The organism is Enterococcus sp. DIV1375a, from assembly GCF_051712205.1.
Taxonomy (GTDB): domain Bacteria; phylum Bacillota; class Bacilli; order Lactobacillales; family Enterococcaceae; genus Enterococcus; species Enterococcus faecalis.
In genome coordinates this window covers 847,312-862,483 of record NZ_JBIOOM010000001.1, presented here as the reverse complement: position 1 = coordinate 862,483, position 15,172 = coordinate 847,312, and the positions used below count along the sequence as shown (strand labels likewise).

Genomic DNA, 15,172 nt, shown 5'->3' with positions numbered 1-15,172 from the left:
CATGTGTTTGTTTTTACACATTTCCGTCCTTCTCTTTTACTCATTGTCTCTTTTATTGTTTTGATACTTCTGGTATTGGACCAAACCGTGAGAATGGCCACATCACAAATTTCACTTCACCCAAAATATCTTTTTTATGAATAAAACCAATGACACGACCGTCTTTTGAATTCCGTCGATTATCACCTAAAACAAAGTAGCTATCTGCTGGTACTTTTTCTTTTAATGAAAAATCGCCTGTCAAAGGTTGACCATCTGTTAAGGCTTTTTTAAATTCATCTAAATAGGGTTCGTCAACTTCTTTTCCATTGATGTACAACGTATCATCCTTGTACGCAATTGTATCTCCAGGTAAACCAATCACACGTTTAATATAATTTTTATCTGGTTCATCTGGCGCTGGGAAAGTAATAATATCGAAACGATTAATTTCTGTGTTTTTTAACGTAATTACCCGTTCACCATCTGCTAACGTTGGATCCATTGAATGACCTCTCACTACGACAGGCGTAAATACAAATTGTCTCAGTAAAAACAGACCCAAAGCTAAACAGGCAAAAAAGACGACTGTTTTAATTAATTCTTTTGATTTCAAACTCATTCCTCCAAAAACCTTATTATCTTATGTCTCATATTCTACCACAAAGTAAATCAATCCTATAGTGCTTAACACCCAATTAATTTTTATGTACGCTTTTTTTACAAAATGGTCAGAAAAAAAACGTATTTCTTTCAAATTTGATTCTTACTTTTTTGATCCTGCTCATAAAAAAAGCATAATCAATTCTAAAAAGGGCTGAATTGATTATGCTTCTAGCGTTTTAGCGATCCATCACAACCACGTAACAAACTTCTAAAGGACCATGCAACCCGACAACCAGTTGCATTTCAATATCTCCTGAATTAGAAGGCCCTGAAATAAAGTGAATCGCTGAGCCAATTTTTTCGCCTTTTTCTATTTTTTCTGTATAAAAAGCTGCTGGCTGAGTCGAACGTGGAACGAGTTTGCTAAACGGTATAATTGAAATGTAATGCTTCGGTAAAAAATGTAAGGCTCTGCCTTGTCCCGCATTGGACTCCACCACAATCGTTCCTGATTCAGCTAGTAAAAACTCAGCAAAGGCAATCGCGATATTTGCCTGAGCAGCTGTTTGAATATTCGCTTCTCGTTGCTCACTTCCAGGTTGCCATTGCTTAACAGAAACAGCCTCTAATGACTTAGCTAAATCAGCTAATCCATAGGCTTCAAAACGTGCATCTGTTGGCAATAAAAGATTGCCCCCACCAAACTCAGCAACAATTTGCTGAATCGTCGTCAGTAAATTTTCTTGTGTGGTTTCCACTAAGTTCGTGTGAATCGTTTCCACACGCTCCTTCACAATCGTTAATAGCTCTGCTGGTGTTTTATCTGCCAACTGTTCTTCTGGTAAATGATTAACTGGCTCAAATGGATGGGCCGAAACAGGCTGTTTTTCTACGCCTAATTTTTCTCGTAGATTTTGTAAAAAAGGTTCTCGATTTTGAATCGCTTCGTTAGTCATTTTTTTCACCTTCTTGATGTTTTTTGAACCAACTTCTGAAGTTTTCTGAAGATTTTGGTGGTCTTGGCAAATCACGAACATCGGTCCAGCCTTTTACTAACCCTGGTCCTTTATCAAGGTAGCCCCCATGATTGTACATGTTTTCAACAGTAATGTCTTTTTGTTTACTTAAAATGCCCACTGCAGCATGATCGACTTTCATGGCTGCTTTAAACATTGCTGGTGAACCAGTGGCTTTGCCTACCATACGCATTTGGAAATCTTCGAATCCATGTTTCATTTTCAGATCATCGGTCATCACTTTACGATGTTCAATTAATAATTCGTGCAATGGAATTTTCACAGGACACGTTTCCGTACATGCCCCACAAAGACTAGATGCATAAGGCAATTCCCCAAACTGTTTATATCCACCTAAAATTGGAGAAAGCACAGCACCAATTGGTCCTGGATAAATAGAGCCATAACCGTGCCCTCCAATATGGCGATAGACCGGACAAACATTCAGACAAGACCCACAACGAATACACTGTAAGACTGGCTGAAAGGCTGTTCCTAACGCTTTTGAACGTCCGTTATCCAAAATGACCACGTGAAATTCTTCTGGACCATCGGATTCATCCGCATTTTTTTGCCCGGCAAACGTCACATACGTTGTTAAATTTTGACCAACGGCACTTCTGGCTAAAAGGTTATCTAAAACCTCTGCTTCACGCATTGTTGGTACGATTCTTTCCATCCCCATTAACACGATTTGTGTCTTAGGAATACTGATGGTCAAATCAGCATTTCCTTCATTTGTATTTAAGTTAATTAAGCCGCTATCCGCAATAGCGAAATTACAACCTGTAATGCCAATCTCCGCTTCCAAAAAGAATTTGCGCATCACTTCTCGTGCACAGCGTGCCAAATTTACCGGGTCATTATCTCCTTGATACCCCTAATTTTTTCGCAAAAACCTGACGAATCTGTTCGCGATTTTTATGAATACTTGGGAAAACAATATGTGACGGCTCATCCCAGTCATCCATTTGTAAAATGAATTCCGCCAAATCTGTTTCCATCACACTAACATCGTCTAATCCCAATAACATTGGATCTATATCGACTTCGGTCGTCACCATTGATTTAGATTTCACAATTTTTTTCGCCTTTTTTTCTAGAACCACTTGCTTCACATATTCATTGGCCTCTTCGGCGGTTTGAGCAAAAAAGACTTTGCCACCTCGTTTGGCAACGTTATCACTGAACTCTTCTAAATAGTCAGGCAGATACTGAATTGTATGTTGGCGAATTTGTTCTCCCAGTTCACGCCATTGTGGCCAATTGCCTAAAGCTTCCCGCGCACCTTCTCGTTTCTCCCATTGGGCATCTTGTGCTTTGGCGACAGCCTTTTGCATAAACACATCTTTTTTACTTTCTTCAATTCGTTCACTTAACGGCTTATTGCTCGTTGATAATCCCACAGTTCTTCCCCCTTACCCTACCGATATGATTTGCGGTTGATCCATGCGTGCTTCATCCACTTCGTGATTAAGGACTTCTGCAATATGCATAATCTTAATCTTTTTCCCATCACGATTGAATTTACCCCCGATATTCATCAGGCAACCCATATCCGCACTAATTAAAATTTCTGCGCCTGTATCAATCACATCGTTCATTTTTTCCGTCACCATTTGTTCAGAAATAGCTGGCATTTTCACTGAAAACGTTCCGCCAAATCCGCAACAATTTTCAAGATGTCCTAAAGGAATCATTTCTAATCCTTTCACATGATCCAACAAAACAAAGGGTGATTCTCGTTCATTTAAAATTCGCGTCATATGACAAGAACGATGATAAGTGGCTTTCCCATGTAACGTTGCGCCAACATCTTTGACCCCTAAGACACGATAAAGAAACTGACTAAACTCATAAGTTCGCTCAGCTAAACGTTGTGCTTTTGGTCCATAAATAGGATCATCTGCTAAAAATTTGTGGTATTCTTTCATCATGCCGACACAAGACCCCGCAGGTCCCACCACATAATCGGCACCGTCAAAACTATCAATTTGATTCTTAAGCGTTGTCGTGCTCTCTGTCACATAGCCACTATTGTACGTTGGCTGACCACAACACGTTTGGCTTGTTGGTAAAACCGTTTCACAGCCATAACGTTCCAAAACCTCTACCATTGCTTGCCCTACATTTGGAAAAAGTAAATCCACCACGCATGTCGAAAATATACTCACTTTCACGCAAAATAACCTCCTCGTTTTCTACGAAAAGGCTCCATGAAATTAATTGGGCGGCTGTCATTAAAAGTCACTTGGCTGTCGTCTCTAACTACTTCACAGTGCCTTTTCAACAAATACGTTATTTGTAACAAAAATCGTTTTTTAAAATGATTCTTATACAATAATTATTTTACCAGTATCTGGTTTTAACAGCAAACGATTCCAGAAATTTTGTGCATTTTCACACAAAAAAGGAGGCTTTTTTATAAAAGTTTCTTTTAACCCCTTTGAAATTCGTTTTTTCTGAAGAAAAGAGTGACGAAATTTTGAAATTTTGGTAAACTAAGAAAAAACGAGAAACGAGGGCCATGCATGTTCATTTCATTTAACATGTTTATTCTATTAATTGTTGCAACGATCCTAATGATTTTTCTGATTATCTATTTGACAGTCACTGGAAATGATAAAAATAATAAAAAGAAACAAAAAGAACTACGCCAACTTTAAACAAAAAAACAACTGTTCCCCCTTCTCAGAAGCCAAACGTTGTGACTGATGTTGCAAAAAAGAGCGAGCCAGAAAAGCAAGCCGTACAACGAACACAGCAATCAACCACTAGAGAGGACGAGACTTCTCAATTTACACGAAGCCAACGTCATAAATGAAAATGGGACATAAGTCGAGATGACTTATGTCCCATTTTCTAATTCTTAAGATAATCAGCTGAACAAAAAATCCGCTAGTGGTTTCACTTTTTCTTTTAATTAATGATAGTTTATTCTTCTTTTCAGGTGTATACTAAATGATTGAAAAGAGACTTTAACTAATTAGGAAGAGGTGATTTTTTGTCTGCAAAGCGGTTTATTCAATTATTCATTTGTTATGCTATTTCAATGATTGTCGCAATACTTTTAACGGACTTATTTAATTTCTCGAGTCCTATAGCTTATTTAGTAGTGGCTAGTATCATCGGCTATGTAGTCATTACTGTTCCATTAACAATTATGACTCTATTAAAAAATAAAAATTAATAAAAAAATTGAGCGATTTTAATCACTTAAATTGCTCGATTTTTTTATTTTCATAATATTTTTCACTTATTTTTTCATTTTCATTGACAGAATAGTTGTAATTGTCAGAAAATTGTATATAATAAAGAAAGTTATTTTCATATTATTTTTTTCAATTAAAGGAGAATCCTATGAGTGAAACACAACAAACAACCTTAAAAAAACAATTAAGCTCGCGCCACATTACGATGTTAGCCTTAGGGGGAGCGATTGGCGCAGGTCTTTTTAAAGGAAGTGGCGAAGCAATTGGTATTGCTGGTCCTTCTGTTTTAATCGCCTTTCTAATTGGCGGTGCTGTTCTCTTCATCGTCATGAGTGGTTTAGGAAAACTCGTTTTAGATGGCGGAGACACACATCATGGTTTGTCTGGCTTAGTTCGACCATTTTTAGGTGCACATTCTGCTGACTTTATTGATTGGGTTTATTATTCCATGTGGACAATTAATATTATCGCAGAAGCGGTTGCCGCAGCTTCCTTTTTACAACTTTGGTTTCCTAATATTCCTGCTTGGTTTTTTGTTTTTATTTTAGCTATTTTAACGACGCTCATTAATCTTTACTCGGTTCGTTTATTTGCAGAAACAGAATATTGGTTGGCGTTTGCTAAAATTAGTGTCATCATTTTGTTAATTATTTTTGGTGTTTATCTAGTGGGACAACAAATGCTAGGCAGTGGTGTCTTCCCTACTTTACAAAGCATCACTAAGCATGGTGGCTTCGCCCCACATGGCATGAAAGGTATTGTTAATTCTTTATTAGTAGTTATTTATTCTTATGGCGGTTCAGAATTAATCGCGATCACTGTCAGTGAAGCAGATGATCCTAAAAAAGCCATTCCTAAAGCGATTCGTGGTGTGATGGGACGGATTATTTCCTTCTATATCATTCCATTATTCTTACTTTTGATTATTTTCCCTTGGAATACATTAGCAAGCACAACGGTGAGTCCATTTGTTATGGTTTTTGAAAAAATGAATATTCCTTTTGCTGCTGACATCGTAAATTTTGTGATTATTTTAGCCTTGTTTTCTTCTATTAATTCTGGGGTATACGCCTCTTCTCGCCTTTTATATTTTCGCTTAAAAAATAAAAAAGGACCCATGAGTAAACTAGCGGTTTTAAACAAGCACCAAGTACCTCAACGTTCAGTTTTCTTCTGCGCAAGTGTTTTATATCTGGGCGTTATTCTTTCTTATTTTGTTGGCGATGAATTATTTGGTTACTTAGCCGGTTCTCTCTCTTACACTGTCTTGCTAATTTGGATTTTAATTAGCGCTGCGGCGTTTGTTCTGTCTTTAAAACGAGGGTCTCTCTTTGAAAAAAGTATTAATCTCCTTGCTTTAATCATTTTAGGACTCATCTTTATTGGCATCTTATTTACAAATTCGTTAGGCGTCACTCTTTTAACAGGTCTACTGTACTTTGTTATTTTCTTTAGTTATCGTAAGAAAAATGATTCCTTTCTACTCTCTGATGAAAGCTAAATAGACCAAAAAAAACGAACAGTTTTGTAAGATAACTGTTCGTTTTTTCGATGTTCCATCTCCTTCTTCTTTTGCTATGCTATTTTTGTAAATTGTTAGGAGGAGAAAAAATGAAAAAAATCGGCGCTATTTTATTTATTGGCTTATTCATTGTTGGTGGTTATACAGGCTATCGTTATTATGCAGATACATATAAGAGTGAAAAAGCCTATGCACAAGTTCCTCTAGAAATTCCTGAACGAAAACAAACAGTAGATGACAATCAAAAAAGCATAGATGGCCAATATTCTTTACACTATCGACTAACTTTTGTTAAAAGTAATGGAAAAACGCAAGTTATGGACTACGAACGGACAGACAAAAATCCTCAACCTTTGGAACCAAATGCTTACATAGAAGCAACCATTAGTAAAAAAAGAATCATCAAATCTCCTGTCAAAATTGATAAAAAAGAGATTCCAGAAAAAGCTTTCGCACAATTAAATAACCGAAAAACGACCAGCGATAATTAGTCATCGCTGGTTGTTTTTTTTACATGGAATAACAATTAATTCATAAATAATGGTACGCTGATTTTGCTTAATTTCATGAGAACCAAAAATTTCTTGTATGCGTTGTTCTAAAATTGGAACTGACCATTGTTCTTCAAAATAGTTGCGGAAAAAGTCTTTTGAAATAGCTTCTGATGCTTCAAAGAAAAATTTTTTTGTGAAAAAAGGTCGCTGTTCTTTTTTTAGAAATGCTTTGTATTTTGCCATCCAATTTAACTGCGGGTTGCTCTCTTGCTCAAAAGGAGAAAATAACGAATCTTGCTCTTCCACTAGCCGAAATATAAGACACCATTCCTCACTTAATTGGCACAATGCATTAATTTTTTCCGGCGTATCCAAAGCAGGATTCATGGCTGAAAAAACGACTTGAAATTTTTTCCCAGTCTCAATCAGTCTTTCTTGGCTTTGGTGAAGAAAAACAACGTTGCTTTGTGCTTTTGCTTCCGCAATTTTCAACATTCTCTGAGAAATATCGGCTAGCGTATACTCCGTGACTTGCTCTTGAAAAAAAGGTAAATATCGTCCCGTCCCACCTGCGATATCCAGAAATGTCTGACACGGAAAAAGACCTTCTTGGACCAAGAAATCACGTAATTCTCGAGCAATTGGAAATGGCGATTCTTGTTGAATTTCTTCATATTCTTCTGCAAATTCATCCCAAAATTCCGCTAATTCTTGCTCATTATTATTCATCAACAGTTGCCCCTTTCTCTCAATTCTTATAAAAAGTGTAGCAAAAGAAGCGCCAAAGAGCTAACAGTTCACTCATTTAAATCAATAATTTCATCTACAAATCGCAGGGTTTTAGGTCGATGAGTAACCAAAATAGTCAACTTATTGTGGGTAAATTTTTGTACTTCTTGTAACACTTTTTCTTCGGTCTTTTCGTCCAATGCAGAAGTCGCCTCATCTAAAATAAGGATCTCTGCTTGTGTAAATGCTAAGCGCGTGAAAGCAATCCGTTGTTTCTCGCCACCAGAAAAATTCATTCCTTTTTCACTCACAATAGTGTTTAAACCTTCCGGCAACCGTTCATAAAGTTCCCCCAACTGAAAACGATACATAGCTTCAATTACTTGTTCATCAGAAATTTCTTGATTCAATACAATATTTTCTTTTAACGTTCCTTGAAATATTGGCACATCTTGCGATAAATAAAAAACTTTTTCATAATAATCTTCCAAATTGAATTGTGTTAGAGGAAATTGATTCACATAAACTGTCCCCTCTGTCGGTTTCAATAATCCTAAAATCAATTTAATCAGGGTAGATTTGCCTGTCCCACTTTTTCCAATCAAGCCATAGGTTTTGTTCATTGAAAATTGTCGATTTTGTTGGGACATAATCGTTTGACTATCTACGCTAAAACACACATCTTTTAATGAAATTGTTTGAATTTCAGGTAACGCTTTGCCTGGAACCGCTAAATCAGGATCATCTTCTTTTTTATAAAAATCTTCCAAGCGCTGATAGGCTACTTTATCCAAATTATATTGAACAAATAAAACATTAAATATGGCTATCGACGTATAAATTCGATCGATATACATCACTATCGCTACAAGTCCACCTAAACTTAGCGTCACGACGTTAGTAAAACTAAGTACGACAATACTTACTTTGATTAGTGCTACTAAAAAGGCAAAAAAGCCAAAGAAAAATTCATGGATCATAGTCATTTTTGTTATATTTTGACTATTTTCCTCTGCCATTAACGCGTAATTTTCAATCTCTTTTTTATATTTTCGATTAATTCTAAAAGTTACTAGTTCGGTCATCCCTCGTATCAAAGTAGCATTCATTGCTTCTTCAGAAATAAGTGTTTTTTCTTTCATTTTTTGTAGCGTTTTCAAAAGCGTTTTGGTTAAAATAAATACAATCACATAACCAATTAGAATTGCTGGCAGTAATTTTTTATCAATCAATGCTATGAAAAACAAATTAAATAACGTCTCTGGAATTAGCTCTCGAAATAAGCGCCCATAAAAATTCAAGTGGATATTTCTCCCAGCTGCTGCACCAACTTCTACTTTTTGTAGTAAAGCTCCCGCTCCCAGTTTTAGATATTCTTCATAGGAAATCTTGCTCATTTTTATTAAACTTAATTTCTTCAAATAGAAATAGATGCCATTAGTTAAGTAAGCTTTCGGTTTCTGTTCACAGTAAGACAATAGCGGAATTAAAATAATTGTCGTTCCATACGCTACTAACAACCCTAGTTGGAAACTTTTTTGATAATGATCTAACAACTGTTGAAAAAAATAAATTGCTAAAGCACTACATAATGAAACAATCACACCAATCAAAATGTACCAAGTGAAGCGTTTCCGAAAGTGCGACCATATTTTTTTAGTCATTTACTCCCTCCTTTTCGAGCATTATATACCTTACTGTAGCATAGTTTTTGATTGGCGCCTATCAGCAATTTATCTCCAGATAATAGAAAAGCCCCCCAGCGAAAGCTGGATGGCTTTTCTATTGTTAATTCTTTCTGATTTGTAGATAACTTACACCTAAAACGGCAAATGTACTTGCCAGTATTCCTGCTATTAGCATAAACGGTGTTTTTGTTGTGCCTGTTTTGGGAAGTTCTCGTTGCCCGTTTGCTTCATTTAATTTTTGAATTGGTTCACTAAGCAGTTGGGGAGCCAACTGTGGGCTTCCTTCATTTTTCAATGTATTTAATGGAGCGTTTAGTATTTGTGGTTGATTTTTTGATGCAATAGTTTTATTTTTCTCCACAGTTGTTTCTGTGGATGGCTGTTTTTTCTCAGTTGTAGTAATTTCTTTTGTTGGTGAGACATGAACTTCTGGTTGACTGCTTTCTGCCGTTTCTGTTGTGCCATTCTCTTCAGTTGTCACACTTGGTTTTTCAGGTATGATTGGTTCAATTGTACCTAACGTTTCACTTTCATCTGGATTTTCTTCTTCTGTTGGCGAGACATGAACTTCTGGTTGACTGCTTTCTGCGGTTTCTGTTGTGCCGTTCTCTTCAGTTGTCACACTTGGTTTTTCAGGTATGATTGGCTCAATCGTGCCTAGTGTTTCACTTTCATCTGGATTTTCTTCTTCTGTTGGTGAGACATGAACTTCTGGTTGGCTGCTTTCTGCAGTTTCTGTCGTGCCATTCTCTTCAGTTGTCACACTTGGTTTTTCAGGTATGATTGGCTCAATCGTGCCTAGTGTTTCACCTTCATCTGGATTTTCTTCTTCTGTTGGTGAGACATGAACTTCTGGTTGGCTGCTTTCTGCGGTTTCTGTTGTGTCTGTCTTTTCACTTGTTTCTGTTGCCTGTTCCGAAGTAGGTGTCTTTGGTTCCCATTCATCTATTGTCTCTAAAGGAATGTCTAGACTTTCTTCTGTTGGCATTTCCACATTTTGATTGCCGCTTGCCTCGCCTTCTACAAAAACATTTTTAACCTGTGATGTATTTTTTTCATTCGTTGCGTCTTGATTGTTTAGTTGATAATTGATGTCATAACTATTTTCAAATGTTGCTTGATGTTGGCCTGCTTCTGTGATTGTCGAAGTGTAACGGACGATAAAGGAAGTAAAGCGTGCTTTATCCCGATAAAAACGTAAATTAAAGTCATTATCTGTTACGAAGTCAATTTTGCCATAACCTTGTTGCTCAAACTCGGCAAGTGAAATATATTTAGTTTCTTTGTCATTCACAATATCAAATGTAAAACTCTCTTTATTTAATTGTTGACCACTTCCTTGTCGATCCGCAATTGAAATATCTTCTGTGACATCGGATTTATTGAGGTTCACATTTAAAAACCAACGTACTTGATTTGACTCTCCAGCCAAATCGCCTACTTTATAAAAAAACGGATAGTCTCGCTCAATTTGGCCAGTCTCTGTGTTAGTCACTCCTTCAATCGTCAAACGTTGAGTCGCCGTTGCTGTTCCGAAATCCGTTTCTATTACATTCGGTTGCGAACTATTGGTGATAAGCGTTTTAATCCCGAAAGAAAAATGCCCATCCACATTATGTAAAGATTCAACTTTTTCGTTAAATGTTGCTACAACATGATCTTTATAGATAAAAACTTCCCCTAAACCATTTAAATTGATTTTTCGTGGTGAGCCATCGTTCTCGGTCATTCCAACTAATGCATTTGGTAAAGTTAAAGTAATAGTATCTCCAGGTTTTATTTTCTGATTCTCTTTGTCACTAAAAGATACTTTAATTGAGGTCATCTCCCCTTGATATAAAGTAGTGTGATCTAATTCTACTTTGTCAACGATTGGACTTTTGCTCAATTCGGCGCCAAACGAAATTGGACCAATCAATAACGCCCCCGCAATTGGTAGAATCATTACCAACAGTAACACTAAAAATTTTACACTTTTTGTCATAAAAAATTATTCACCCTTCTTTTCTCTTATTTTTTCCACTTAGTGGTCTTTTTCAGAAGTTGACAATAGCAAAAAGATATGTCTCGTACAATATTAATGCTCATTTAAGTAGCCTTTTTTTTAAATTTCTAATTCACTTCCTAAGGAAAACGTTTTATTATGGTAGTTACATTAGATAACATTTGTTACAAAATATCTCATGCTGCCAAGTTTGAGTTGCATAAATAACATATTTCACATCAATAATGAATAAAAATACTTATTTCATCCTCATTTTGTTTCCCAGGCCATTTATTCTTGTTATAATAAAGTTTATGAGATAAGGAGGAAAAGAATGAAAAATTCATATTTTGACGGTGGTTTAGCAACGTATATCGGGACTTCAATTTTAGCAACCTTGATTACTGTCTTTACATTAGGCATTTGCGCACCTTGGGGAATTTGTATGATGTACAACTGGAAAATCAAGCATACCGTTATTGATGGTAAACGCCTTTATTTTGACGGTACAGCTATGCAATTATTCGGTCATTGGATTAAATGGCTTTTATTAACTATAATTACTTTAGGAATTTATGGTTTTTGGTTGAATATCCGTTTGCAACAATGGATTACAAAACATACCCACACACTTTCATAAAAAGAGGAAGGATGAACTGAGTTATGGTCCATCCTTCCTCTTTTTATGAATATCTAACAGAGTGTTATCCTACTCTTTGAAAAAACAAGGAATTTATGCTATACTTTGATAAGTATCAAGGGATACTCATGTTATTTCGGGGGCGTTACGGATTCGACAGGCATAGTTGAGCTTGAATTGCGTTTCGTAGGTTACGGCTACGTTAAAACGTTACAGTTAAATATAACTGCTAAAAACGAAAACAATTCTTTCGCTTTAGCTGCCTAAAAACCAGCTAGCGAAGATCCTCCCGGCATCGCCCATGTGCTCGGGTCAGGGTCCTAATCGAAGTGGGATACGCTAAATTTTTCCGTCTGTAAAATTTAGAGGAGCTTACCAGACTAGCAATACAGAATGCCTGTCACTCGGCACGCTGTAAAGCGAACCTTTAAATGAGTGTCTATGAACGTAGAGATTTAAGTGGCAACATGTTTGGACGCGGGTTCGACTCCCGCCGTCTCCATTTTTAGAAAAGTAGAGAAAAACAAAAAAGAGCTAAAACCTTATAAAATAAAGGTTTTAGCTCTTTTTTCTATAAGCAAGAGAAGGCTCGTTACCTCCTCTTACACTTCCTATCACATTATCTTTCTAAAACAACTTCATTTTCTTTTTCTATTGGTGATTTTGGGTATTGCATAGAACATGGCTAAAAATATTATTGTTATCAAAAGAGTTTTTAAGATTTCAATTTTTCCTGAATCTATCCAAGTATACACAAAAGCGATGATAAAAGTAATTACTATTTCCGTAACATGATCTTTTAAATTCATTAGCTTAGCCCACATTGAACTGCCCATAAAGCTAGTTGTCCAGCTACAATAATAGCATTCGTCTTTAAACCATTGGCTTTAGCGAAGCGTAATACAGTCACTGCTAATTCTTTCCAGGCTTTCTTTTGTGCAGCTTTTACAATTGCGCTGATACTAATCATTGCAAAAAACTCATCTTTGATTTTGTTAGCAACGCAACTTCCTAATGCATTCCAATTAAAACGCGCTTGAACTACTGTTGAAGCATCAGAAATATTTACATTTAACTCCTTCTCAACTGAAGAAATCTCTTGCTGAGCAAAATTATTTTTGACATAGTTTTTAAAGTTATCTTCCGTCACTCCATTCGCATACATTTCTTCCAGTCCTTTTGCTACAGCCTCAACTTCTGAATCCTCTAGCTGGTCAGATGCATAAACACTTGTACCAGCGCTGATAAAAATACCTAATGTCATTAGTAATGCCATCGCCAAACAAAAAAATTTAGCCTTTTTTGTCACCTGTAATTCCATAAATAAATCCCTACTTTCTTTTCCTTGTTATAATCATAACAAGGAAAAAGATAATTTATCATCAAAATCCCTATTTGATGCTTATATTTTCCTATATATCCTAGAGCTGATTTTTCTCACTAGTGATCACATCAATTTGAACTAATGATTCAAAAAAAGACACAGGTTATTTGAGGTACGTTCGAGGTAATGCTAGGTTCTATTTTGAAAACAACGCTGCTCTCTTGAAATATTTTTTGAGCTTGCCTAAACCTTCTGAAACGAATATAGAAAATAAAAAAAGAGTCCCCTTTCTCAAGGAAACTCTCAATTACTAAGTCAAAATAACTTCACGTTATCTAAATCTTTTAAATCAATCCTATGGTTCGCGGAACAAAGGAGCTAAAAACTTAATAGAATAAATCGCACAAATTCCGACAATAATATAGATAATTTTTGCTAATGGTGTGGTTGCACCGCCACTAATTGTTGCAACTAAATCAAAATTAAATGCACCAACTAATAACCAGTTTAAACCTCCGACAATCAATAAAATTAAAGCAATAATATCCAGATATTTCATTTTTAACACTCCTTCCAAATTTGATAAGCCAAGAGTAACACGTTTATTCTTTATTTACGAAAATAATGATTCAGGAAAAAAATTTTTTCAATTATTTTCTCGAATCATTTTTTCATTATTAAGAATTTTATGATATAACTAAAGAGTAGACAAAAACAGAGTCATTATCTCTGATAAGAAATGGTGGTTTATTATGCGTGCTAAGTTATTTTTAATTTTGCGGAATCGAGTGTTATCCCGTGTTGTCTTTGTCATTCTATTTTTACATGTGCTTTTTACCACAAATGATTTCACGGTGTTGCTGCTCCTCTTACTATTGAATTATTTACTCACGCTTGAGGATAGCGCGAAAAAAAACAGAAAAATCCAAACTTGGCAGGAATTTAAACAATCGATTGATTGGCCTTTTGTCGCTTTTTATTCAGGGCTTGCTCTTTTAGTTATTTCGTTAATACTTCTGTTTCTCTGGTTCAATTATGCACGATAAGGAGGATTAAAAATTGAAAAGCTATTTTTTTACTCTTTTTTTTAGTATGTTTAGCCTTTTCGTCATACTACTTTGGCTTTCTGGTCGTCTTTTTCCGCCGCTTGTACCAGATAATGAAGCCGCTAATAATTAACGCACAGGCAATTAAAAGTAATGTCCATAATAGTAAATTTTGTTGTTGTGCCACTTTTTTCATCCCCGCTGCTGCTTTTTCTGGTTGATATGGGATACGATGTCCTCGAACTAATAACCGATGACTGTTTATCATATACGGTGTGCAAGTTAATAAAGTGACGAGATCTTGGCCAGACTCAATGTGTAAATCTTTTGTATCAGTTGGTTCAACGGTTTTTATTTGATCCACTTGATAAGCGAGCGTCTTCCCATTGACTTCGATATAAAATTCATCGCCTTTTTTTAATTCTGGCAAATCTGTAAATAATTTGGCTTGAGGGAGACCACGATGGCCTGAAATGACCGCATGTGTATTCGCACCACCTGTAGGATAGGAGGTTCCTTCTAACAAGGAGCTTCCTTTTTCCAATAGCAATGCATTCGTTTTATCAAAAATTGGTAAACGGACATTTATTTTTGGAATGGTTAAAACACCAATCGTATGACTTTCAAAATAGGATTTGTCTGGTTTTTTCGTTGTTTTTTGCGTTTCAGAAAAAGGATCTAATCCAGGATTGCTGCCTTTTTTCGCTAATTCTTGGTTTTTCTTTTCCATTTTTTCTTGAAGTTCAGCCATTTCTTTGGTGTTTTCTTGGCTTGCTTTTGCTTGATAATGAGCGATAATTTGTTGATCCAGATAGTTATTTAATGCATCGCTAACAAAAGGATACGCAAATGCACCTATTCCAATAATCAGTAAAAGAATCATAAAACCATCAATGATACGACGTTTCTTTTTTGACTTCATTGCTTCCTCC

15 protein-coding genes, 1 other RNA gene and 2 pseudogenes are annotated in these 15,172 nt (G+C 35.9%); 7 read left to right on the top strand and 11 right to left on the bottom strand.

From position 1 onward, the window contains the following. Positions 1–52: 52 nt before the first annotated feature. The 4 genes and pseudogenes from lepB to IGJ63_RS04275 all read right to left on the bottom strand — a co-directional run bounded on the left by lepB (position 53) and on the right by IGJ63_RS04275 (position 3,781). Positions 53–601 carry a signal peptidase I gene (lepB, locus tag IGJ63_RS04290; RefSeq protein ID WP_002358039.1) on the bottom strand — a complete coding sequence of 183 codons (549 nt, stop codon included), beginning with the start codon at positions 599–601 and terminating at the stop codon, positions 53–55. A 220-nt stretch (positions 602–821) separates the two neighbouring features. Next, complete coding sequence (locus IGJ63_RS04285; RefSeq protein ID WP_002361597.1) at positions 822–1,541, bottom strand: LutC/YkgG family protein; 720 nt, start codon at positions 1,539–1,541, stop codon at positions 822–824. After that, positions 1,534–3,007 (bottom strand): annotated as a pseudogene (locus IGJ63_RS04280) (LutB/LldF family L-lactate oxidation iron-sulfur protein). The gene IGJ63_RS04285 and the pseudogene IGJ63_RS04280 overlap by 8 nt, the downstream one beginning before the upstream one ends. A 12-nt stretch (positions 3,008–3,019) precedes the next feature. Then, positions 3,020–3,781, bottom strand: coding sequence for a (Fe-S)-binding protein (locus tag IGJ63_RS04275; RefSeq protein WP_002365495.1), 762 nt, complete (start codon positions 3,779–3,781; stop codon positions 3,020–3,022). Between the two features lie 369 nt (positions 3,782–4,150). Here IGJ63_RS04275 and IGJ63_RS04270 point away from each other — a divergent pair. The 4 genes and pseudogenes from IGJ63_RS04270 (at position 4,151) to IGJ63_RS04255 (ending at position 6,826) form a co-directional block, all read left to right on the top strand. Next, positions 4,151–4,425, top strand: a pseudogene (locus tag IGJ63_RS04270) (hypothetical protein). A gap of 180 nt (positions 4,426–4,605) precedes the next feature. After that, on the top strand, positions 4,606–4,791 hold the full coding sequence (locus tag IGJ63_RS04265) for a hypothetical protein (protein ID WP_002358046.1): 186 nt from the start codon (positions 4,606–4,608) through the stop codon (positions 4,789–4,791). A 170-nt stretch (positions 4,792–4,961) separates the two neighbouring features. Then, complete coding sequence (locus IGJ63_RS04260) at positions 4,962–6,314, top strand: amino acid permease (RefSeq protein ID WP_101731956.1); 1,353 nt, start codon at positions 4,962–4,964, stop codon at positions 6,312–6,314. Between the two features lie 110 nt (positions 6,315–6,424). Continuing rightward, positions 6,425–6,826, top strand: coding sequence for a YxeA family protein (locus tag IGJ63_RS04255; protein WP_101731957.1), 402 nt, complete (start codon positions 6,425–6,427; stop codon positions 6,824–6,826). Here IGJ63_RS04255 and IGJ63_RS04250 read toward each other — a convergent pair whose 3' ends face one another. The 3 genes from IGJ63_RS04250 to IGJ63_RS04240 form a co-directional block, all read right to left on the bottom strand. After that, the gene (locus tag IGJ63_RS04250; protein WP_101731958.1) at positions 6,827–7,558 is read right to left on the bottom strand and encodes a class I SAM-dependent methyltransferase; all 732 of its coding nucleotides are present in this window, start codon (positions 7,556–7,558) and stop codon (positions 6,827–6,829) included. It lies immediately after the preceding gene. Positions 7,559–7,626: 68 nt separating this feature from the next. Beyond that, positions 7,627–9,222 carry an ATP-binding cassette domain-containing protein gene (locus tag IGJ63_RS04245; RefSeq protein ID WP_438745988.1) on the bottom strand — a complete coding sequence of 532 codons (1,596 nt, stop codon included), beginning with the start codon at positions 9,220–9,222 and terminating at the stop codon, positions 7,627–7,629. 124 nt (positions 9,223–9,346) lie between these two features. Continuing rightward, positions 9,347–11,230: a collagen binding domain-containing protein gene (locus IGJ63_RS04240; protein WP_438745986.1), complete on the bottom strand. Its 1,884-nt coding sequence runs from the start codon at positions 11,228–11,230 to the stop codon at positions 9,347–9,349. 334 nt (positions 11,231–11,564) lie between these two features. Between IGJ63_RS04240 and IGJ63_RS04235 the strand changes: the two genes are divergently transcribed. Together IGJ63_RS04235 and ssrA are read left to right on the top strand one after the other, a co-directional pair. Then, positions 11,565–11,870, top strand: coding sequence for a DUF898 family protein (locus tag IGJ63_RS04235; protein WP_002360604.1), 306 nt, complete (start codon positions 11,565–11,567; stop codon positions 11,868–11,870). Positions 11,871–12,008: 138 nt separating this feature from the next. Beyond that, positions 12,009–12,375, top strand: a transfer-messenger RNA (tmRNA) gene (gene ssrA / locus IGJ63_RS04230). A 133-nt stretch (positions 12,376–12,508) separates the two neighbouring features. Here ssrA and IGJ63_RS04225 read toward each other — a convergent pair. From IGJ63_RS04225 to IGJ63_RS04215, 3 genes are all read right to left on the bottom strand, one after another. Beyond that, complete coding sequence (locus IGJ63_RS04225; RefSeq protein WP_002382094.1) at positions 12,509–12,694, bottom strand: hypothetical protein; 186 nt, start codon at positions 12,692–12,694, stop codon at positions 12,509–12,511. After that, positions 12,679–13,191 (bottom strand): enterococcin EntV, encoded by a 513-nt coding sequence (gene entV / locus IGJ63_RS04220; RefSeq protein WP_002408606.1) that lies wholly within the window; start codon positions 13,189–13,191, stop codon positions 12,679–12,681. Before entV ends, IGJ63_RS04225 begins: the two co-directional genes overlap by 16 nt. Before the next feature lie 358 nt (positions 13,192–13,549). After that, entirely contained in the window at positions 13,550–13,753 is a 204-nt protein-coding gene (locus IGJ63_RS04215; RefSeq protein WP_002381996.1) for a DUF378 domain-containing protein, read from the bottom strand. A 193-nt stretch (positions 13,754–13,946) separates the two neighbouring features. On the opposite strand from IGJ63_RS04215, the gene IGJ63_RS04210 reads away from it, so the two are divergent. Next, complete coding sequence (locus IGJ63_RS04210) at positions 13,947–14,240, top strand: hypothetical protein (RefSeq protein WP_002358125.1); 294 nt, start codon at positions 13,947–13,949, stop codon at positions 14,238–14,240. 67 nt (positions 14,241–14,307) lie between these two features. Here IGJ63_RS04210 and srtC read toward each other — a convergent pair whose 3' ends face one another. After that, positions 14,308–15,162: an Ebp pilus assembly class C sortase gene (gene srtC, locus IGJ63_RS04205; RefSeq protein WP_002371340.1), complete on the bottom strand. Its 855-nt coding sequence runs from the start codon at positions 15,160–15,162 to the stop codon at positions 14,308–14,310. Positions 15,163–15,172: the final 10 nt, after the last annotated feature.

What these genes read in the sequence shown, in the direction of transcription:
- lepB (WP_002358039.1), bottom strand. Translation starts at nt 601, where the DNA reads ATGAGTTTGAAATCAAAAGAATTAATTAAAACAGTCGTCTTTTTTGCC.
- IGJ63_RS04285 (WP_002361597.1), bottom strand. Translation starts at nt 1,541, where the DNA reads ATGACTAACGAAGCGATTCAAAATCGAGAACCTTTTTTACAAAATCTA.
- IGJ63_RS04260 (WP_101731956.1), top strand. Translation starts at nt 4,962, where the DNA reads ATGAGTGAAACACAACAAACAACCTTAAAAAAACAATTAAGCTCGCGC.
- IGJ63_RS04255 (WP_101731957.1), top strand. Translation starts at nt 6,425, where the DNA reads ATGAAAAAAATCGGCGCTATTTTATTTATTGGCTTATTCATTGTTGGT.
- IGJ63_RS04250 (WP_101731958.1), bottom strand. Translation starts at nt 7,558, where the DNA reads ATGAATAATAATGAGCAAGAATTAGCGGAATTTTGGGATGAATTTGCA.
- IGJ63_RS04245 (WP_438745988.1), bottom strand. Translation starts at nt 9,222, where the DNA reads ATGACTAAAAAAATATGGTCGCACTTTCGGAAACGCTTCACTTGGTAC.
- IGJ63_RS04240 (WP_438745986.1), bottom strand. Translation starts at nt 11,230, where the DNA reads ATGACAAAAAGTGTAAAATTTTTAGTGTTACTGTTGGTAATGATTCTA.
- IGJ63_RS04235 (WP_002360604.1), top strand. Translation starts at nt 11,565, where the DNA reads ATGAAAAATTCATATTTTGACGGTGGTTTAGCAACGTATATCGGGACT.
- IGJ63_RS04225 (WP_002382094.1), bottom strand. Translation starts at nt 12,694, where the DNA reads ATGTGGGCTAAGCTAATGAATTTAAAAGATCATGTTACGGAAATAGTA.
- entV (WP_002408606.1), bottom strand. Translation starts at nt 13,191, where the DNA reads ATGGAATTACAGGTGACAAAAAAGGCTAAATTTTTTTGTTTGGCGATG.
- IGJ63_RS04215 (WP_002381996.1), bottom strand. Translation starts at nt 13,753, where the DNA reads ATGAAATATCTGGATATTATTGCTTTAATTTTATTGATTGTCGGAGGT.
- IGJ63_RS04210 (WP_002358125.1), top strand. Translation starts at nt 13,947, where the DNA reads ATGCGTGCTAAGTTATTTTTAATTTTGCGGAATCGAGTGTTATCCCGT.
- srtC (WP_002371340.1), bottom strand. Translation starts at nt 15,162, where the DNA reads ATGAAGTCAAAAAAGAAACGTCGTATCATTGATGGTTTTATGATTCTT.